The following is an 18,338-nucleotide window of genomic DNA, read 5'->3' as shown; positions in this document are numbered from 1 at the left end:
TTCGTGAACTTAATCACGATCGCAATCGTCCTGGGACTTCTGGCCATCGTCTATGGCTTCGTCACTAGTCGCCAGGTACTGAGTTCTCCCGCAGGCTCCGAACAGATGCAGGAGATTGCCGCCGCCATCCAGGAAGGCGCGCAAGCCTACCTCAAGCGCCAGTATTCCACCATCGCCGTCGTCGGCGTCATCGTCGCCGTGATCCTCGGCTTCACCCTGGGGACGATCTCCGCCATCGGCTTCGTCATCGGGGCGATCCTCTCGGGCGTGGCCGGGTTCATCGGCATGAACATCTCGGTCCGCTCCAACGTGCGCACCGCGGCTGCGGCGCAGAAGGGGCTGCAGGACGGCCTGACCCTGGCCTTCCGCGCCGGTGCCATCACCGGCATGCTGGTCGCCGGCCTGGCGCTGCTCGCGATCGCGGTGTTCTACTGGTATCTCACTGGTCCCGCCGGCCATACCGTGGGCGGCGATGACCGCACCGTGGTGGAGGCGCTCACCGCCCTCGCCTTCGGCGCCTCGCTGATCTCGATCTTCGCGCGCCTCGGCGGCGGCATCTTCACCAAGGCCGCGGACGTGGGCGCCGACCTCGTCGGCAAGGTGGAGGCCGGCATCCCCGAGGACGACCCCCGCAACCCCGCCGTGATCGCCGACAACGTGGGCGACAACGTGGGCGACTGCGCCGGCATGGCCGCCGACCTATTCGAGACCTACGTGGTCACCGTCGGCGCCACGATGGTGCTCACCGCGCTGCTGCTCAAGGGTGCGGACAACCTGGCCGCGATGATGGCGCTGCCGCTGCTGATCGGCGGCGTGTGCATCGTCACCTCGATCGTGGGCACCTACTTCGTGCGCCTGGGCGGCGGGACCAACATCATGGGGGCCATGTACAAGGGCTTCCTGGTCACCGCGGTCCTCTCGATCCCGGCGATCTGGTGGGCGGTGTCCTATGCGCTGGGCGACATGGAAACCGCGATCGGCGGCGGCACGTTCAACGGGCGGACGCTGTTCTACTGCGCGCTGGTGGGCCTGGCGATCACGGGCCTCATCATCTGGATCACGGAATACTACACCGGCACCGGGTACCGCCCGGTCCGCTCGATCGCCAAGGCCTCTATCACCGGCCACGGCACCAACGTGATCCAGGGCCTGGCGATCAGCCTGGAGGCCACCGCGCTGCCGACGATCGTGATCGTCGCCGGGATCATCGTCGCCTACCAGCTCGCCGGACTGCTCGGCATCGCCTATGCGGCGACGGCCATGCTGGCGCTGGCGGGGATGGTCGTGGCGCTCGACGCCTACGGCCCCGTCACCGACAATGCCGGCGGCATCGCCGAGATGGCGGGCCTCGACGACGCGGTGCGCGAGAAGACCGACGCGCTGGACGCCGTGGGCAACACCACCAAGGCGGTCACCAAGGGCTATGCCATCGGCTCGGCGGGCCTCGCCGCGCTGGTGCTGTTCGCCGCCTACACCACCGACTTGCGCGAGTTCTTTCCCGAGCTGGACGTCAACTTCAGCCTGGAAAACCCGTACGTCATCGTCGGCCTGCTGCTGGGGGCCCTGCTCCCGTACCTGTTCGGGGCAATGGGGATGACCGCGGTCGGCCGCGCCGCCGGCGACGTCGTGGTCGATGTCCGGGAGCAGTTCCGCGAGAAGCCCGGCATCATGACCTACGAGCAGAAGCCGGACTACGCGCGCACGGTGGACCTCGTCACCCGCGCCGCGATCAAGGAGATGATCTTGCCCTCGCTGCTGCCGGTGCTGGCGCCGATCGTGGTCTACACCGTCATCGCCGCCGTCGCCGGCCGCGAGAACGGCTTCGCCGCGCTGGGCGCGCTGCTGCTGGGCGTGATCGTGGGCGGGCTGTTCGTGGCGCTGTCGATGACGTCCGGCGGCGGCGCGTGGGACAATGCCAAGAAGTACATCGAGGACGGCAACCACGGCGGCAAGGGCTCGGAAGCGCACAAGGCCGCCGTCACCGGAGACACCGTGGGCGATCCCTACAAGGACACCGCGGGGCCTGCGGTGAACCCGATGATCAAGATCACCAACATCGTCGCGCTGCTCCTGCTGGCCGCGATGGCGGCGGCGTAAACCGCAGTCGGCCGATGCGACGGGCCCTGCCGGCATGGACCGGCAGGGCCTGCTCGCCCACACACCAATCCGCATTCGCACCAGCCTCCGTACCCGGCCCGTTAGCGATTCCTTGAGGGATGCGCTCTAGAGCCGCCTTCGGCCAACCCGGCCGCACGCGGGGGACACGCTCTGGTGGCAAGCAAGGCGCATGACCGGCCCGGCCTCCCTTCGCGCGCCGGCTCGGCCGCGGCCGAGCCCGCCGGCATGGATCGCATCGCCTGCGTCCCCTGGCGCAGCATGGCCGCGCAGCGCGACGCCTGGGACGATCTCGCGCGCCGGGCGGCCGAACCCAATCCGTTTTTCGAGAGCTGGTATCTCCTCCCCTCGCTGGAGCATCTCGCGGGCACCGGCCGGGTCGCGGTGCTGCGCTTCGAACACGAGGGACGGCTGGCCGGGCTGCTGCCGCTGGTGCGCGCCGGGCGATACTATCGCTGGCCGCTCCCGCACCTGTCGAGCTGGCTGCACAGCAATTGCTTCTGCGGCGTGCCGCTCGTGGCGCAAGGCGCGCAAGAGCCCTTCTGGCAAGCGGTCCTGCAGTGGGCCGACGCGGCGGCGGGCACGGCGCTGTTCCTGCACATGCGCGGCATGGTGCTCAACGGCCCGGTCTGCGCCGCGCTGCGACAGGTCGCAGCCGGGCAGGCGCGGCAGGTGGAGGTCGTCCAATGCGAGCAGCGGGCCATGCTCGCATCCCCGCTCTCGCCGGCGGCATACCTGGAGGCCTCGCTGTCGGGCAGGAAGCGCAAGGAGCTGCGCCGGCAGGCCGCCCGTCTGGCCGAAGAAGGTGCGCTGTCCTTCGAACGGCGGCACGATGCCGCAGACGTGGCGGCCTGGTGCGAGGCGTTCCTCGCCCTCGAGGCCAAGGGCTGGAAGGGCCGGGCCGGCTCCGCGCTCGCCAGCGATGCCGGCACCGCGCGCCTGTTTCGCGCAAGCCTCGAAGAGGCCGCGGCCCGGGGCCGCCTCGAACGCCTGGCGCTCACGCTGGATGGACGACCCATCGCGATGCTGGCGACGTTCCTGGCCGCCCCGGGCGCCTATTCCTACAAGACCGCGTTCGACGAGGCCTATGCGCGCTTCTCCCCGGGAGTCCTGCTGCAGCGGGAGAACCTGTCCATCCTGGAGAGCGACGACATCGCCTGGAGCGACAGTTGCGCGAGCGCCGACCACCCCATGATCGACCACCTTTGGCGCGAGCGGCGCAGCCTTGGCCGCCTGTCCATCGCCATCGGGGGCCGATTGCGCCGCGGCGCCTTCCGGCGCCTGGTGGGCGCGGAGACGGCGCGCCGGCCGGCGACGCAGCGATGAAGGCGCCGGGCGATCCCCGCCCTGTGGTCTTCCCGGCCCACGCGCGCGAGACTTTCGCGGCCGCCTACCCGGAAGTGCCGCATGTGCTGGAGCACGCGCTGGGCGCGCATCCGCTGATGGAGCTCGGCGCCCTCGCCCGGCTTGCCGAGGCGCTGCCGCCCGGCTCGATCGAGTACAACGCCAGCGACCAGCCGATCGGCGTTTCGGGCAAGCCCGCGCCGACCGGCCTGCCGATCGGCGAGACGCTCCGCCGCATCGAGACCTCCCGCTCGTGGGCCGTGCTCAAGAACATCGAGCAGCATCCCGCCTACGCGGCGTTGCTGGAAGCGCTGCTGGACGAGCTCCGCCTCGCCATCGAAGCGCGGACGGGTCGCATGCTGAAGACGCAGGGCTTCGTCTTCGTGACCAGCGCCGGCGGAGTCACGCCGTACCACTTCGATCCCGAGCACAACATCCTGCTGCAAGTCCGCGGCTCGAAGGTGATGACCCAGTTCCCTGCCGGCGATCCCGCCTTCGCGCCCGATGCGATTCACGAAGCCTATCACACCGGCGGCGGGCGCGAGCTGACGTGGCGGCCCGAGTTGGTCTCCGGGGGACAAGAGTTCGCGCTCCGACAGGGCGAGGCCGTGTTCGTGCCGGTCATGGCCCCGCACTTCGTGCGCAACGGACCGGAACCTTCGGTATCGCTGTCGATCACGTGGCGTTCGGAGTGGAGCTTCGCCGAAGCCGACGCCCGCGCCTTCAATGCTCTCCTGCGCCGGATCGGCATCGCGCCCGCCGCGCCGGGGCGCTGGCCCGCCCGCAATCGCGGCAAGGCGCTGGCCTGGCGCATCGCGCGCCGGCTGGGCGCCGGCTAGCGCTTGACCAGGGTCACTTGCGCGACGTCGATGCCGCCGCCGAGGAAGCCGCCCTCGCAGTACATGAGGTAGAAGCGCCAGAGCCGCACGAAGCGCTCGTCGAAACCGGGCGGCAGGCGGCCTTCCTCCACCGCGGCATCGAAGTTGCGGCGCCATTCGCGCAACGTGCGCGCATAGTCCTCGCGGAAGCCGCGGCGGTCCTCCCATGCGAGGCCACGCTCCGCGGCGAGGCTGCGGAATTCGCTCTCCTTGATGAGCATGCCGCCCGGGAAGATGAAGGTCTGGATGAAGTCGGCGCCGCGTGCATAGCCCTCGAAGATGCTGTCGGGCATCGAGATGAGCTGGAGCGCCGCCCGGCCGCCGGGCTTCAGGTTGCGCGCGATGCAGTCCAGGAAATCCGGCCAGAAGGCCCGCCCCACGGCTTCGACCATCTCCACCGAGACGATCGCGTCGTAGCGCCCGGCGACGTCGCGATAGTCCTGCTTGCGGAAGCCGACGCTGCCGCGGTCCGGCTGCCAGCGGGCCCTTGCGTAGGCGAGCTGCTCGTCCGACAGGCTGATGGCGTCGACGTGAACGTCGCCATGGCTGGCCAGGAATGCGGCCAGCGTGCCCCAGCCGCACCCGATCTCCAGCACGCTATCGCCGGGCTTCACCTGGAGCCGCGCGATCATCGCGGCCACCTTCGCCGACTGGGCCTGGTCCAGCTCGGTGACGAACTGGCTGAAGGCGTTCGGCCGCACGTCCGCATCGGCGTAGAGCGCGCTGGAATAGAGCATCGTCTCGCCCAGCCACTGCGCGTAGAAGTCGTTGCCGAGATCGTAGTGCGCGTGGATGTTCCTGAGCGAACCCTTGCGCGTGTTGCGATGGAGCGCATGGACCATGCGCGTCAGCAGCCGCCACGGGCCGTGCGCGCGCCCGGTGTCGCCCAGCGCCACCGCATTGTCCATGAACAGGGCGAACAGCGGGACCGGATCCGGGCTTTCCCACTCGCCCGCCTCCCAGGCCTGGTACCAGCCGACCGAGCCGGCCGTCGCCAGCCGCAGCAGCGATCGCCAGCTCCGCAGCACGACCACGGCATCGAACCCGGGGTGTCGCCCGCCCAGCATCCGCGTCTCGCCGCCCGGGAGCGTCGCCAGGATCGACCCCCGCTCCAGCCCTTGGTCTATGCGGTCCAGGATCCGGTGGACGCCGCCCGACCAGAGCCGCGCCAGCCATTGCGGCCCGATGCCGATGGCTCGGCCGCCGTCGACCAGTTCCCCCCCTCTGCCCGGCACTTGCGCGTTCATGTCTCAGGTATGGACCGGAACGCGGCGCCGGGCAATCGGGCAGCGGTGCGCTAGGTGGATTTCGCCTGCTGCCAGGCGGCAAGCGCCCGCTCCCGCGCCTGGCGATGCTCGATGCGCTTTTCGGGGTAGTTGGCCGGCCGCACGAGCGGCGAGGGATCGTGGATCTCTCCATCGGGCAGGTCGGCCAGCTCGGGCACCCATTCGCGGATGTAGGCCGCGGCGTCGAACTTGGAAGATTGCGTGAGCGGCGCCATGACCCGGACGAACATGTTAGAGTCCACCCCCGAGCCGGCGATCCACTGCCAGTTCACCGCGTTGTTCCCGTAGTCCGCGTCGACCAGCGTGTCCCAGAACCAGCGCTCTCCCTCCCGCCAGTCGATGAGCAGGTGCTTGACCAGGAAGCTGGCCGCAATCATGCGGACGCGGTTGTGCATCCATCCGCTATGCCAGAGCTGACGCATCCCGGCATCGACGATGGGATAGCCCGTAAGGCCACGCTGCCACGCTCTTAAGTCGGCCTTATTGCGCCGCCACGGAAACCGCCCGAAGGGATCGCGCGCCGGCTTTGTCGCATAGTCGGGCGATTGCAGGATGACGCCCTGCGCATAGTCGCGCCAGCCGATCTCCCCCAGGAAGGTCCCCACCGAACCGCCGGCATCCGCCACCGCATGCCAGACCTGGGCCGGAGACACCTCGCCGAAGTGCAGGTGCGGCGACAGCATCGAGGTGCCCTCCACGCCCGGGCAATTGCGCGCTCTCTCATAGGCGGCGGCATGCTCGGCAAAGGCCTCCAGGCGCGCGGCGCCGCCGTTTTCCCCGGGTTTCCAGGTCTCGCGCAGCCCGCCCGACCAGTCCGGGGCCGAAGGCAGCAGCGCCCAGTCTTCAAGCTTTTCCGAGCCCGGCCACTCGGACGGCGCCGGCAGCCGCTCGGGGATCGGCTCGGGCGGAGGTGGCGGCATCCGTTCGCGCAAGGCGCGCCAGAACGGCGTGTAGATCTTGTATGGCGCCCCCGCACCGGTGGTCACGGAGCCGGGCGGGGCCAGGTAGTTGCCGTGGTGCAGGCACAAGGTCACGCGGCGGGCCAGCGCATCCTCCGCCTGGCGCCACCACGGCTCGTAGTGGTGCAGCGCATGGACCTCGCGCGCTCCGGTTTCGCTGCAGAGCCGCTCGATCACCTCTTCGCTCCGGCCCCGCCGCAGGATCAGGCGCGATCCCCTGGCGCGAAGATCGGCATCCAGGCTCGCCAGGGAATGGTGCAGCCACCAGCGCGAGGCGCCGCCGGGACGGTGAGCCCCCGGTGCCGCGTCGTCGTGGACATAGAGCGGGATGACAGGCCCCTTGCGCGCCGCTTCGGCCAGGGCAGGCTGGTCCGCGAGACGCAGGTCGCGGCGGAGCCAGACGATGACGGGAGAATTCATCCGGTCGCAACACCTGGCCTGGGCCCGCGTTCCCTTGCCGCATGACGCTCCTTGGGCAGCACCACCGGATCGACCCGCGCAAGGCGCTTGCAGCCGGCATGCTATGCTGGCTCGGCGCTGCCGCAATCGCCTGGGCGGTGCACGCGGACCATGCGCAGGCAGTGGATCGAACGGGGCTGCTGTTCTGGCGCGACGATACCTTGCAGCCCTCGGGTTCGCCGAAGCTGCTCGAAGGGGTGCGAGACGTGACGGCGCTGGGCGGCGTCCTCCTGCGCAACCTCTTCGCACTGGGCGCCGTCGCGGCGCTGTTGTTCCTGCGCCTGCGCCGAGAGGCCGCGCTGTTCGCGCTGACCGTCGTGACGGCCTGGCTGGTGAACAGCAGCCTCAAGGCGCTGGCCGGCCGAGAACGGCCACAGATCGTACCACACCTTGCAGAGGCTGGAGGGTACAGCTTCCCAAGTGGCCATAGCTTCAACGCCGCCGTCGTCTACCTGGCGATGGCGCTCGCATTCGCGGCGATGAGCCGCCGCCACGCGGTGCGATGGACCATCGTGGGTGCCGCGCTGGCCGCCAGCCTCGCGATCGCCTGGAGCCGCGTCTGGCTGGGCGTCCACTGGCCCACGGACGTGATCGCCGGATGGCTGGGCGGCGCCGGCTGGGCGTTCCTGGCCAGTGCCCTGCTCTACCGCCCGGCCCGCGCGACCGAGGAGTTGGCGCAGGCGATCACGGGTGAGGACAGCCTGCCGCCCGCACCGGAACCGTAGCCGACACGAGGAAGCTGCCGGCCATGCGCGGACCCGAGAAGCGGCCGTCGCCGAAGGTGACTATGGCCGTGCAGCGGGTGCGTCGGATCCGGGCGAACGGAAGCTGCGACCACGCCAGGAATTCCCGGACCTCGGGCGTTGCAGACGCGGCGCGCCGTGCCAGCGGGTGTTCCATGGCATCCGCGCGCGGCGGTGCCGTCAGCGCGAAGCCGCGGAAGGGATCGAAGCGGCCCTGCCCGATCTGCCCCTGGCTGCGCCAGACCACCTCGCGTCGCCAGAACAACAGGGGCTCGGGCGAGGCGAAGACCCGGTCCGCCGCTGCCGCGTCCGGCATCGACCTCCAGGCGAGCGCCGATATCCCGATGTTCAATCCGATGAACCCGATCACGCTGGCCAGCGCGGCCACGGCAGGGCGCCCACTCCGCCGCCTGCGGGCCGGCCAGAGCCCCGCTCCGAGCATCGCCAGGAGCCACGGCGACACGATGAAGAGCCCGTCCGTGTGGAACCACCGCTCGCTGGCGGGCGACATCAGCTGCACCGCATAGGTGTTCTGCAGATCGAGGAGCGGATGGGTCAGTGCCCCCAGGTAGCAGAGCGCCACGAGCCAGCCGAAGTGCATGCTCAGCCCGCTTCGGAAGGTGGCTCCACGCGACACCTGCCAGCGGTCGAGCAGCCACAGCAAGCCCGCCAGCAGCGGCGGCATGAGCAGCACGCCTCCCACCAGCCCGTGGGTGAAGCCGCGATGCATCGCCAGCGGAGCCCATGGTGCCCAGCCGAAGAAGACGTCGATGTCCGGCATGTTCGCCGCCAGCACGCAAGCCGCCAGGCCCTTGCGCGTGCGCCGCTTCAGGCCGGTTTCGGCAAGCACCCAGCCAACCAGGCTATGGGTGAGATTATCCATCGATGGCGAGGAGTTGCATGCCGTGCCTTATCAGCGGCAGCAACCCGCATGGCAAGGCCGGTCACCTGCCGCAGGGCTCCTCGCCGTTCCGCTTCAGTATCAGCCCGCAGCAACTGTCCAGGTCTGCCCGCGGGCGAGAAGCTGGCCGAGGTCCGCGCTCTTGCCCGCGACCATCGTCGCGCGCTCGGCACGCACGCCACTTTCGAAGGTGGGTGCAGGATCGTCGTAGATCACCCCCAACGCCATCGGGAAAGGTCCGAAGGGCATCTCCACCAGCATGTGCGCCAGTGCGCGATTGCGCACGTCGTGGACCGCGACGCCCGCCGCCTTCCAATCGGCACCGACGACATCCACCACCTGGAACGAAAGTGTCCGAACATCGAGCGACAAACCCTTGCAGCCGTTGGCAAACAGGAGCGGCTTTCCATCCATGCAGTGGAGCTGCATCTCCGCGGCGACAGCTTTGGCGGTGAAGTCGTCGAAGCGGTCCTTGTTGTAGACGATGCAGTTCTGGAAAATCTCCAGGAAGGCGGCACCCTTGTGGGCGTGAGCCGCCTTGAGCACCTCGGGCAAGTCCTTGGAGACGTCATAGCTCCGAGCGACGAAGCGGGCACCGGCTCCCAGAGCAAAGGCGCAGGGACTTGCCGGCCGGTCCACCGAACCTGCGGGCGAGGTCGGCGACGCGGTGCCCACGCGACTGGTCGGCGAGTACTGGCCTTTGGTCAGCCCATAGATCTCGTTGTTGAACAGCAGGATCTGGCAGTCGAGGTTCCGGCGCAGGACGTGCATGGTGTGATTGCCCCCGATCGACATGCCGTCGCCGTCGCCGGTGACGATCCACACGTCCAGTTCCGGGTTGGCCAGCTTGATTCCGGTGGCGAAAGCCGGCGCGCGTCCGTGTATGGTGTGGAAGCCGTAGCTCTCGACGTAATAAGGGAAGCGGCTGGAGCAGCCGATGCCGGAGACGAAGACCGTGTTTTTCGGATCGGCCCCCAGCATGGGCAGCGTACGCTGGACCGCCTTGAGGATGGCGTAGTCGCCGCAACCGGGGCACCAGCGGACCTCCTGGTCGGTCTCCCAATCCCTGGGTGTGGTCTGAACAGAGGACATGTCGTTCATGGTGAAGATTCCGTTCCAAGTGCTCAGGGCTGCTCGATTTCGGGAGTAGGGAGCTGGGTGTGGTTCACCGACACCTCGCCACCCTCGTTGCCTGGAACGGCGTCGAAGAACCTGGCGATGGCGGCCTCCAGTTCGGAGATGGCGAAAGGCTGACCGCTCGTCTTGCTGAGCGGGACCGCATCGATCAGGAACTGGTCGCGCAGGACCGTCTTGAACTGCCCCGTGTTCATCTCCGGCACCAGCACGTGCTGGTAGCCGGCAAGGAGCTCGCCCAAATTCTCCGGCAGGGGCCAGACGTGCCGGACATGGACATGACTGACGGCCAGTCCCTTGCGCCGCGAACGGCGCACGGCCTGGTGGATGGGCCCGAAGGTGGAGCCCCAGCCCACCACCGCAAGCGTGTCGCAGGGCGCTCCCAGCGCGACCTCCTGCGGGGGGATCGTTCGCGCGATCCCGTCGATCTTGGCCTTGCGGGCATCGGTCTGCGCCTGGTGGACATCAGGGGCATAATCGATGTTGCCGGTGTCGATCGCCTTCTCGATGCCGCCGATCCGGTGCATGAGCCCCGGCGTTCCGGGCCTGATCCAGGGACGCACCCCCCGGTCATCACGCTTGAACGGCAGCGGCTTGCCGCCGGATTCGCCGGCGTCCTCCAGGAACGTGACCGGAAAGGACGTGAGCGTGGCCGGGTCGGGCACCTTCCAGGGCTCCGAGGCATTGGCGATGTAGCCGTCGCTCAGCAGGATCACGGGGGTCATGAACTGCACCGCGATGCGGCAGGCCTCGATCGCGCACGCGAAGGCGTCGCCCGGGGAGCGGGCGGCGATCACCGGCAAGGGCGCATCGCCGTTCCGCCCGTAGACGGCCTGATAGAGGTCGGACTGCTCGGCCTTGGTGGGAAGACCGGTGGAGGGGCCGCCGCGCTGGGAGTTGACGATCACCAGCGGCAGCTCGGTCATGATCGCGAGGCCCATCGCCTCCCCCTTCAGCGCCAGTCCCGGCCCAGAAGAGGACGTCACACCCAGCTGCCCGGCGTAGGAGGCGCCGATCGCCGCACAGATGGCGGCGATCTCATCCTCGGCCTGGAAGGTGGTGACACCGAACTCCTTCATTCTGGCGAGATTGTGGAGCACCGCCGACGCCGGAGTGATCGGATACCCGCCGAAGAACATCGGCAGCCCTGCCAGCTGCGCCCCTGCCACCAGCCCCAGGGAGATCGCCTCCGCGCCGGTGATCGTGCGGTAGAGGCCGGGCTCCGAGACAACCGGATCGACGTGCAGCTTGCGCAGCGGGCCGGACAACTCGGCCGTCTCGCCATAGGCGTGCCCGGCATTCAGCGCCGCGATGTTCGCCTCCGCGAGCACCGGGCTCTTGGCGAACTTGGCGGCCAGCCAATCCACCAGCGGCTGGCGATCGCGGTCGAACATCCATAGCGCCAGGCCTAGCGTCCACATGTTCTTGCAGCGCAGCGCCTCCTTGTTGCCCAGCCCGAACGGCTTGACCGCCTGCAGCGTCAATGCCGATATGTCGAAGGCCAGGACGTCCCACCGCGCCAGACTGCCATCGGTCAGAGGATCGTTCTCGTACTTTGCCTTGTCGAGGTTCCGCCGCGTGAACTCGCCGGTATCGGCGATCACGAGACCGCCGGGCCTGAGTGCTCCGAGGTTCACCTTCAGCGCGGCCGGATTCATCGCGACGAGCACGTCGGGCGCATCGCCGGCCGTCGTGATCTCGCTGGAGCCGAAGTTGATCTGGAACGCCGATACCCCGAACAGCGTCCCCTGCGGCGCGCGGATCTCCGCCGGGAAGTCCGGGAAGGTGGCAAGGTCGTTGCCTGCGAGCGCCGTGGACAGCGTGAACTGACCGCCGGTGAGTTGCATGCCGTCGCCCGAGTCCCCCGCGAACCGCACCACCACGGCTTCGGGCGCGATCTCTCCCGAAAAGGCCCCTCTGCCCTGTTCCGAACGACCCGTCGCCATGGCTCTCCCTTCTGCCGCTGCCTTCCCGGTATCCGGGCTGCTGCTTCAGCCCCAAGGGTGCGAGTTCACGTTCTCGATTCCAAATTAGTTTTCCGTTTAGCGAACAAACTTCTCTTTCATCGCTTCACCGTGGCCGGAGCATATTCCCCGCTGGCCAAGCGCGCTGCCTTTCGCCATCCTGGGCTATGGCTCGATCTGCGGTGTGCTCTGCCGAATCGCGAAGAGCTTCCTCCCTTCCAAGTGGATATCCATCGAACGATGAAAGACTTCTCGTCCCTGCCCTATCGCCCCTGCGTCGGCGTCATGCTGGTCAACGCCGACGGCAAGGTCTTCGTCGGCAAGCGGATCGACAATCGCGAGGGCGACTGGTGGCAGATGCCGCAAGGCGGCGTCGACGAGGGAGAGGATCTCAAGGAAGCGGCGTTCCGCGAGCTCTGGGAAGAGACCGGGGCACGGCGGGAGCACGTGAAGCTGCTCAGCCAGACGCGTGAGGAACTGCTCTACGACTTGCCCGAGGAGCTCATGGGCAAGCTGTGGGGCGGCAAGTACCGGGGCCAGCGCCAGTACTGGTTCCTCGCGCGGTTCGAGGGAACGGACGATGATATCCGGCTCGACGCGCACAAGCCGGCCGAGTTCTGCGAATGGAAATGGATCGAGCCCGAGCTGCTGCCGGAGCTGATCGTGCCCTTCAAGAAGCGCGTCTATCGCGCCGTCCTCGAAGAGTTCAAGGCGTTGATCTGACGAGCCCCGTCAGGGGACGTCGCTCAGGACTTCGCTTCGGCCGCCTCAGTTCTCGGTGACGGCGGTCTTGGGCACCGCGGCGTCTGCGGTCACCATGCGCGGCGCCGGACCCTTGGCGATTGCCGAGGCGAGCTTCTGCGCCTCTGCGCAATCCTTGCCGCACAGCGACTGCAGCCGGGCCAGGTTGCGGTTGGCCTTCTCCGTCGCGCCCTTCTCGGCCAGCGCCATGCCTTCGCCGGCGAGGGCGGAGATGTTGCGCGGGTCGCTCGCCAAGGCCACGCGGTAGTAGTGCAGCGCCTTGCCCTGCATGTCCTGGCGCCGGGTGGCGTCGGCGAGCGAGAGCAGCACGGTGACGCTTCCGGGCGCCACGGTCAGCGCGGACTCGAAGGCATCGATCGCACCGTCGAGGTTGCCGGCCGCCGCCGCCGACCGTCCTTCGCTCAGCAGCGCCGCGGCCCGCGGATCGAGCTGCTCGGGCGGTTGCGAAAGGAGAACGCTGGAGGAGGTGGCGGCAAGAAGGGAGAGAGCAACAGCAACGGGCGTGTAACGCATCAGCAGGTCCTTGGCCGAGGTCTTCGTCCTCATCATGCGTGCCGATTTATCACAGCCGAACGAAGCGCGCGACGAAAAAGCCGTCGGTCCCGTCGTGCTGCGGAGACAGCCTGATGCCGGGCCCCCGGGCCCTTCCCAAGGGCAGTTCGGGGATCGCAGGCGTCCAGCCGGGATGACGTTCGAGGAACCTTTGCGCCTGCTCGGCGCCCTCCGCGTCGAGCAGCGAGCAGGTCACGAAGACCAGGCGCCCGCCCTTCCGGACCAAGCTTGCACCGACGTCGAGAAGGCGGGACTGGATCGCGACGTAGCGGGCCAGCTGCTTCTCGGTGAGGCGCCAGCGCGCCTCGGGATTTCGCCGCCAGGTGCCGGTGCCCGAGCACGGAGCATCCACGAGCACCGCATCGGCACCATCCCGGAATCGTTCCAGGGCTTCCAACTCCTTGCCGGGATCGAGCAGCACGGTCGTGATGTTCGTGGCACCCGCCCTCTCGGCGCGGGGAGACAGCCGGGAGAGCCGCGTCCGGTCGGCATCGCATGCCAGGAGTGTGCCGGCGTTCTCCATCGCCGCTGCAAGGGCCAGCGTCTTGCCGCCGGCTCCGGCGCACAGGTCGATCACCGTCTCGCCGGGACGCGCTGCCACGACCTCGCAGGTGAGCTGCGATCCGGTATCCTGCACCTCGATCGCCCCCTGCGCATAGGCGGTCGTCTGCTCGATCCGGGTTTCGGGAGGGAAACGCCAGCCGTTCGCCGCCGCCGTCCGCTCACCTCCGGGAGGCAGGCTCGGCACGCCGGGCCGAAGCGTGTTGACGCGCACGTCGAGCGGCGCGCGACCGAGCAGGGCCTCGGCCTCCGCCTGGTCCAGACCGCTCGCCTCCAACCGCTGCACCAGCCAGGCCGGCGCGACGCCGCCGCTCGCCATCGGCTCGCCCGGCAAGATCGGTTCGGGCGCATGGCGCGCGCCATCGAAGAGCGCGGCGATGGCAGGATCTCCAGCCGCAAGCTGCAACATCGCCGCGCGGCCGGTCTCGGGGATCTCACCACAGGCGCGGATGGCGCGGTAGGCGAGTTCCCGGATGGCGCGACGATCCCCGCCCCCGGCGTAGCGCCGGGCACGGAACCAGTCACCGATGAGCCGGTCGGCGGGCGCCCCGTTGGCGCGCGCGGCGCCGATCACGAGGTCGAGAATCTCGATGGCGGCCTGAACCCGGGCTGCGGGAGTCATGCGAAGTCTCCCGCGAAGCGCTCACGGCGCATGGCCGCTCCCGCCCTCGCCCGCGGCTTCATCGAGCGCTTAGCGGGTCGGATAGTTCGGTGCCTCACGCGTGATCGTCACGTCATGGACGTGGCTTTCGCGCAGGCCGGCATTGGTGATGCGCATGAACTGCGAATTCTTGCGCAGGTCTTCGATCGTGGGCGAACCGGTGTAGCCCATGGCCGCCTTGATGCCGCCGACGAGCTGGTGGATCACGTCCTTCGCGGGCCCCTTGTAGGCCACCTGGCCCTCAATCCCTTCGGGCACCAGCTTCATCTGGTCCTTGATGTCGCCCTGGAAGTAGCGGTCGGCCGACCCGCGGCCCATCGCGCCTACAGAGCCCATTCCGCGGTACGACTTGTAGGCCCGACCCTGGTACAGGAAGGTTTCGCCCGGAGCTTCCTCGGTACCCGCGAGCATCGAGCCGACCATGATCGTCGAGGCTCCGGCGGCGAGCGCCTTGGCGGCATCGCCCGAGGTGCGCAAGCCACCATCGGCGATCACCGGAACCCCCGACTTGTCCGCCTCCTCGGCCGCCTCCATCACGGCGGTAAGCTGCGGCACGCCCACACCGGCGACGATCCGGGTGGTGCAGATTGAGCCGGGTCCGATGCCGACCTTCACGCAGTCCGCCCCGGCGTCGATCAGGGCACGCGCGGCCTCGGCCGTGGCGATGTTGCCGGCGATGACCTGCGCCGAGTTCGAGAGCTTCTTAACCCGCTCCACCGCCAGCGCTACGTCCTTGTTGTGGCCATGGGCGGTGTCGATCACGACGACGTCGCACTCGGCCGCCAGCAGGGCCTCGGTGCGCTCGAAGCCCTTGTCCCCCACCGTCGTGGCGGCGGCCACCCGGAGGCGGCCTGCCTCGTCCTTGGTCGCTTCGGGGAAGAGCACCGCCTTCTCGATGTCCTTGACCGTGATCAGGCCGACGCACCGGAAGGCGTCGTCCACGACCAGCAGCTTCTCGATCCGGCGCTGGTGGAGCAGCCGGCGCGCCTCTTCCTGGTTCACGCCCAGCTTCACGGTCGCGAGGTTCTCGTGCGTCATCAGCTCGCGCACGGGCTGCGCCGCGTTGTCGGCGAAACGAACGTCACGGTTGGTGAGTATGCCCACGAGCTTGCCCGAGGCTTCGACGACGGGAATCCCGCTGATCCGGTTCGCCAGCATCAGCGCCTGCGCCTCGCCCAGCGTCGCGTCGGGGGCGATGGTGATCGGGTTCACCACCATGCCGCTCTCGAACCGCTTGACCTGCCGGACGGCGGCGACCTGCTCCTCGATCGTGAGATTACGATGCAGCACGCCGATGCCGCCCATCTGGGCCATGGCGATGGCCATGTCGGCCTCGGTGACGGTGTCCATGGCCGACGAGATGACGGGGATGTTCAACCCGATCGACCGGGTCAGCCGGCTTCGCGTGTCGGCCTGCGTGGGAACGATGTCGGACTTTGCCGGACGCAGGAGCACGTCGTCAAAAGTGAGTCCGAGCTGGATATCCATATGCGCCACCAGTGCCTTTACCAGGAGAATCGTGGCGGCCCATGTAATCAAAGGGGGCAACGAGGGCTAGAGGGTCATTTCGCGGTCGCGGAAGCCTTCGGTGCGGTTCCCCTGGGCGGCACCCGCCGGGTGTCGGCGAACCAGCGCCCGAGCGCCGCCAGCATCCGCACGTCGTCCGCAGCACCCTGCAATTGCAGTGGGCGCGAGAGATCGTCCTGCGGACGGTGGTAGTCGCCATCGAAGAAGGCCTGCATGCGCGCGATGTCGCCATAGGCGGTGGTGACCATCACCGCCGGGATGTCGTGCTGCAGGAGAGCCCACCCGTCCTGCCGCCGCACATAGGCGTTCGCCTCGTCATCCTCGCGCAGCTTGAAGCCTTCCTGCCGCGCTACCCGCGCGATATCGCGGTCTAAACCGGTCATGCCGCGGCCGACGATGGCAAAGGGAGTCTTGGCCGGCGCGATGGCGATCGAGTCGATGTTGAAGGCGGCCACGATCTTGTCGAGCGGAAGCGGTGGGTTCTCGGCGAAGGCGTGCGCGCCCAGCAGGCCGAGTTCCTCGGCGGTGGTGGCAAGGAAATAGACGTCGCGATCCAGCTGCGGCCCGCGCGCGAGCCGCCGCGCGACTTCCGTCAGCGCGGCCACGCCGCTGGCATTGTCGATTGCTCCATTACAGATGAGATCCTCGGCAGGCGGCTGCGCGCACTCGCCGAAATGATCCCAGTGCGCGACGAACAGCACGGCTCCTGCCTGCGGGTTGCGCCCATGCAGCTTGCCGATGAGATTGTGGGTGCGGATCGTCGTTTCGGTGGTGGTCGCCTCCAGGGTTGCGGTGACGTCCAGCACGAGCGGCGTGAAGTCGGCCCGGGCGGCAGCATCTTCCAGCGACGAGAGGGTATGGGAAGTGCCCTTGAGCAAGGTCTCCATGGTTGCGCGGCTGATGAAAGCCTCCAGGTCTCCGCCCAGGGTCTCTTCGGACAGCGCATACCCGGACCGGCGACGCCGCGCCGCGACCTGGTCGATGGTCCGCGTGCCGTCCAGCACGGTCAGCACCGCGGACGCGCCAAGGGCGAGGAGTTCGTTCTGCCTCGTGCTGTCCCGCCTGTCTCCGTCGAGCACGACGGCGATGCGGCCGGCGAGCTCATTCCGGGTGAAGTCTTCTCCCCGCGCCTTGCCCACGAACAGCATCGGTGCGTTGCGGACCATGCTGCGCTTGCCGGAGGTCAGGACCAGGACATCTTGGGGCGCAATGGGGGTGCGGTAGCCGCGGCGAAGGAACTGCGCGGTCCCCGTCGCCGGCTCGTGCGCCACGACCGAAACGGGCGCGAACCACTCGTTGCCCGGATCGTTGGTGCCGGACACCAGGCCGATCTCGAACCACTGCTTGCCGAGATAGCGAAGCGTCTGCGCCTCGCCCTCGGTTCCGGGCTCGCGGCCGTTGAACGCATCGCTCGCGAGAACCCCGATGTGCGCGCGCAGCCGCGCCTCGATCTCCCGCTCAGCCCGGGTGCCCGCGCAAGCAGGTTCCACGGACAGGACCAACAAGGCCCACAGCGCGGAGAACGCCACCGTCCACCACGCCAATGTCCCTGTTGCCCTGCTGCCCGCCATCATTGCCGCCCATCTATACGACACATTCTCGACGAGAGTGCGAAAATCTCCTCCGCAACAAAGGATCCAGTCGTTTTCCAGGCATCGCGCCGGACCTGACGCCTTGTTGCAACACCGCAGCTGCGTCGGAACACGGTGGGCCGTGGCGAATTGATCGGGAGGCCGGCGACCCGACCGGCACACCACAGAAGGGCGAGCCACAATGCGTCTCGATGAGTTCGATCCCAACAACATCCGTGTGACGGAAGGCGGCCGAGGCGGCGGCTTCCTCGGCGGTGGCGGCGGCAAGCTTGGATGCGGCACTCTCGTCATCGCGCTGATCGGCGTGCTCGTCTTCGGCGTGGACCCGACGCAGATGCTCGGATCGCTCGAGGGGGTGCAAGAGCAGCAGGCGCAAGCCCCCAGCCAGGCTGAAAGCCCCAGGAGCGCGGCGGAGCTGTGCCGCCAGAACGCCTATGCTCTGGAAGCCTGCAACGCGCTCGACTCGCTGAACCGGACGTGGCAGCCGCTCTTCCAGCAGGCGAACATCGCCTACGAGCAGCCCACGCTGCACTTCTACCAGGGCGGCACCTCCAGCGGCTGCGGCGCGGCCAGCAGCGACATGGGTCCGTTCTATTGTCCCGCCGACCAGGGCATCTACATCGACACCAGCTTCTACGACCAGCTCAGTCGACAGCTCGGCGCCAAGGGCGACTTCGCACGGTACTACGTGATCGCTCATGAGTACGGGCATCATGTCCAGCACCTGCTGGGGGCAGACGGGCAGATCCGCGAGGCTCAGCAGCGCAACGCCTCTGCCGCCAACGCGCTGCAGGTGCGGATGGAGCTGCAGGCGGACTGCTACGCCGGCGTCTGGGCGATCTTATGGCGAGCTGCGCATAAGATGGCTTATCGCGAGGAAGCGGTAATGCGGAGGAGCGC

The 18,338-nt window shown here is 68.5% G+C and carries 15 protein-coding genes; 6 read left to right on the top strand and 9 right to left on the bottom strand.

The window, feature by feature from the left end; genetic code table 11:
* Nucleotides 1-3 precede the first annotated feature (3 nt).
* The 3 genes from ACFFJC_RS01885 (at nt 4) to ACFFJC_RS01875 (ending at nt 4,298) form a co-directional block, all read left to right on the top strand.
* Nucleotides 4-2,097 (top strand): sodium-translocating pyrophosphatase, encoded by a 2,094-nt coding sequence (locus ACFFJC_RS01885; protein ID WP_379485883.1) that lies wholly within the window; start codon nt 4-6, stop codon nt 2,095-2,097.
* Nucleotides 2,098-2,271: 174 nt separating this feature from the next.
* Nucleotides 2,272-3,441: a GNAT family N-acetyltransferase gene (locus ACFFJC_RS01880; protein ID WP_379485882.1), complete on the top strand. Its 1,170-nt coding sequence runs from the start codon at nt 2,272-2,274 to the stop codon at nt 3,439-3,441.
* Nucleotides 3,438-4,298 carry a transcriptional regulator gene (locus tag ACFFJC_RS01875; protein ID WP_379485881.1) on the top strand — a complete coding sequence of 287 codons (861 nt, stop codon included), beginning with the start codon at nt 3,438-3,440 and terminating at the stop codon, nt 4,296-4,298. The genes ACFFJC_RS01880 and ACFFJC_RS01875 overlap by 4 nt, the downstream gene beginning before the upstream one ends.
* Here ACFFJC_RS01875 and ACFFJC_RS01870 read toward each other — a convergent pair.
* Both ACFFJC_RS01870 and ACFFJC_RS01865 read right to left on the bottom strand, forming a co-directional pair.
* A complete protein-coding gene (locus ACFFJC_RS01870; protein WP_379485880.1) occupies nt 4,295-5,584 on the bottom strand; it encodes a class I SAM-dependent methyltransferase in 1,290 nt (429 codons plus the stop codon). The two genes, ACFFJC_RS01875 and ACFFJC_RS01870, sit on opposite strands and share 4 nt — an antisense overlap.
* Nucleotides 5,585-5,634: 50 nt before the next feature.
* Entirely contained in the window at nt 5,635-7,002 is a 1,368-nt protein-coding gene (locus tag ACFFJC_RS01865; RefSeq protein WP_379485879.1) for a cryptochrome/photolyase family protein, read from the bottom strand.
* A 41-nt stretch (nt 7,003-7,043) separates the two neighbouring features.
* Between ACFFJC_RS01865 and ACFFJC_RS01860 the strand changes: the two genes are divergently transcribed.
* Nucleotides 7,044-7,766, top strand: coding sequence for a phosphatase PAP2 family protein (locus tag ACFFJC_RS01860; RefSeq protein ID WP_379485878.1), 723 nt, complete (start codon nt 7,044-7,046; stop codon nt 7,764-7,766).
* Here the strand turns inward: ACFFJC_RS01860 and ACFFJC_RS01855 are convergent.
* The 3 genes from ACFFJC_RS01855 to ACFFJC_RS01845 form a co-directional block, all read right to left on the bottom strand.
* Entirely contained in the window at nt 7,726-8,667 is a 942-nt protein-coding gene (locus tag ACFFJC_RS01855; RefSeq protein WP_379485877.1) for a metal-dependent hydrolase, read from the bottom strand. The two genes, ACFFJC_RS01860 and ACFFJC_RS01855, sit on opposite strands and share 41 nt — an antisense overlap.
* A 99-nt stretch (nt 8,668-8,766) precedes the next feature.
* On the bottom strand, nt 8,767-9,786 hold the full coding sequence (locus tag ACFFJC_RS01850; protein ID WP_379485876.1) for a 2-oxoacid:ferredoxin oxidoreductase subunit beta: 1,020 nt from the start codon (nt 9,784-9,786) through the stop codon (nt 8,767-8,769).
* Nucleotides 9,787-9,809: 23 nt separating this feature from the next.
* Nucleotides 9,810-11,765, bottom strand: a complete 1,956-nt coding sequence (locus ACFFJC_RS01845) for a 2-oxoacid:acceptor oxidoreductase subunit alpha (RefSeq protein ID WP_379485875.1) — start codon at nt 11,763-11,765, stop codon at nt 9,810-9,812.
* A gap of 258 nt (nt 11,766-12,023) precedes the next feature.
* Here ACFFJC_RS01845 and ACFFJC_RS01840 point away from each other — a divergent pair, with 258 nt between their 5' ends.
* A complete protein-coding gene (locus ACFFJC_RS01840; RefSeq protein ID WP_379485874.1) occupies nt 12,024-12,506 on the top strand; it encodes an RNA pyrophosphohydrolase in 483 nt (160 codons plus the stop codon).
* A gap of 45 nt (nt 12,507-12,551) precedes the next feature.
* Here the strand turns inward: ACFFJC_RS01840 and ACFFJC_RS01835 are convergent, their stop codons facing one another.
* From ACFFJC_RS01835 to ACFFJC_RS01820, 4 genes are all read right to left on the bottom strand, one after another.
* Nucleotides 12,552-13,094 carry a tetratricopeptide repeat protein gene (locus tag ACFFJC_RS01835; protein ID WP_379485873.1) on the bottom strand — a complete coding sequence of 181 codons (543 nt, stop codon included), beginning with the start codon at nt 13,092-13,094 and terminating at the stop codon, nt 12,552-12,554.
* Nucleotides 13,095-13,107: 13 nt separating this feature from the next.
* Nucleotides 13,108-14,280, bottom strand: coding sequence for an RsmB/NOP family class I SAM-dependent RNA methyltransferase (locus ACFFJC_RS01830; RefSeq protein ID WP_379485872.1), 1,173 nt, complete (start codon nt 14,278-14,280; stop codon nt 13,108-13,110).
* A gap of 69 nt (nt 14,281-14,349) precedes the next feature.
* Complete coding sequence (gene guaB / locus ACFFJC_RS01825; RefSeq protein ID WP_379485871.1) at nt 14,350-15,807, bottom strand: IMP dehydrogenase; 1,458 nt, start codon at nt 15,805-15,807, stop codon at nt 14,350-14,352.
* Nucleotides 15,808-15,881: 74 nt separating this feature from the next.
* Entirely contained in the window at nt 15,882-17,420 is a 1,539-nt protein-coding gene (locus tag ACFFJC_RS01820) for a M28 family peptidase (protein ID WP_379485870.1), read from the bottom strand.
* 199 nt (nt 17,421-17,619) lie between these two features.
* On the opposite strand from ACFFJC_RS01820, the gene ACFFJC_RS01815 reads away from it, so the two are divergent.
* Nucleotides 17,620-18,338, top strand: a 719-nt coding sequence (locus ACFFJC_RS01815) for a neutral zinc metallopeptidase (protein WP_379485869.1), incomplete at its 3' end; no start/stop codon positions are given.

Origin of the sequence: Novosphingobium soli, assembly GCF_042432915.1 — a bacterium.
In the GTDB taxonomy this organism is placed as follows: domain Bacteria; phylum Pseudomonadota; class Alphaproteobacteria; order Sphingomonadales; family Sphingomonadaceae; genus Novosphingobium; species Novosphingobium soli.
This window is presented reverse-complemented; position numbering and strand designations above follow the sequence as displayed.

Bases quoted from the DNA above. Each gene is read 5' to 3' on its own strand.
- ACFFJC_RS01830 (WP_379485872.1), bottom strand. From the start codon at position 14,280: ATGACTCCCGCAGCCCGGGTTCAGGCCGCCATCGAGATTCTCGACCTC.
- guaB (WP_379485871.1), bottom strand. From the start codon at position 15,807: ATGGATATCCAGCTCGGACTCACTTTTGACGACGTGCTCCTGCGTCCG.
- ACFFJC_RS01870 (WP_379485880.1), bottom strand. From the start codon at position 5,584: ATGAACGCGCAAGTGCCGGGCAGAGGGGGGGAACTGGTCGACGGCGGC.
- ACFFJC_RS01860 (WP_379485878.1), top strand. From the start codon at position 7,044: ATGACGCTCCTTGGGCAGCACCACCGGATCGACCCGCGCAAGGCGCTT.
- ACFFJC_RS01855 (WP_379485877.1), bottom strand. From the start codon at position 8,667: ATGGATAATCTCACCCATAGCCTGGTTGGCTGGGTGCTTGCCGAAACC.
- ACFFJC_RS01865 (WP_379485879.1), bottom strand. From the start codon at position 7,002: ATGAATTCTCCCGTCATCGTCTGGCTCCGCCGCGACCTGCGTCTCGCG.
- ACFFJC_RS01850 (WP_379485876.1), bottom strand. From the start codon at position 9,786: ATGAACGACATGTCCTCTGTTCAGACCACACCCAGGGATTGGGAGACC.
- ACFFJC_RS01835 (WP_379485873.1), bottom strand. From the start codon at position 13,094: ATGATGAGGACGAAGACCTCGGCCAAGGACCTGCTGATGCGTTACACG.
- ACFFJC_RS01820 (WP_379485870.1), bottom strand. From the start codon at position 17,420: ATGATGGCGGGCAGCAGGGCAACAGGGACATTGGCGTGGTGGACGGTG.
- ACFFJC_RS01845 (WP_379485875.1), bottom strand. From the start codon at position 11,765: ATGGCGACGGGTCGTTCGGAACAGGGCAGAGGGGCCTTTTCGGGAGAG.
- ACFFJC_RS01840 (WP_379485874.1), top strand. From the start codon at position 12,024: ATGAAAGACTTCTCGTCCCTGCCCTATCGCCCCTGCGTCGGCGTCATG.
- ACFFJC_RS01875 (WP_379485881.1), top strand. From the start codon at position 3,438: ATGAAGGCGCCGGGCGATCCCCGCCCTGTGGTCTTCCCGGCCCACGCG.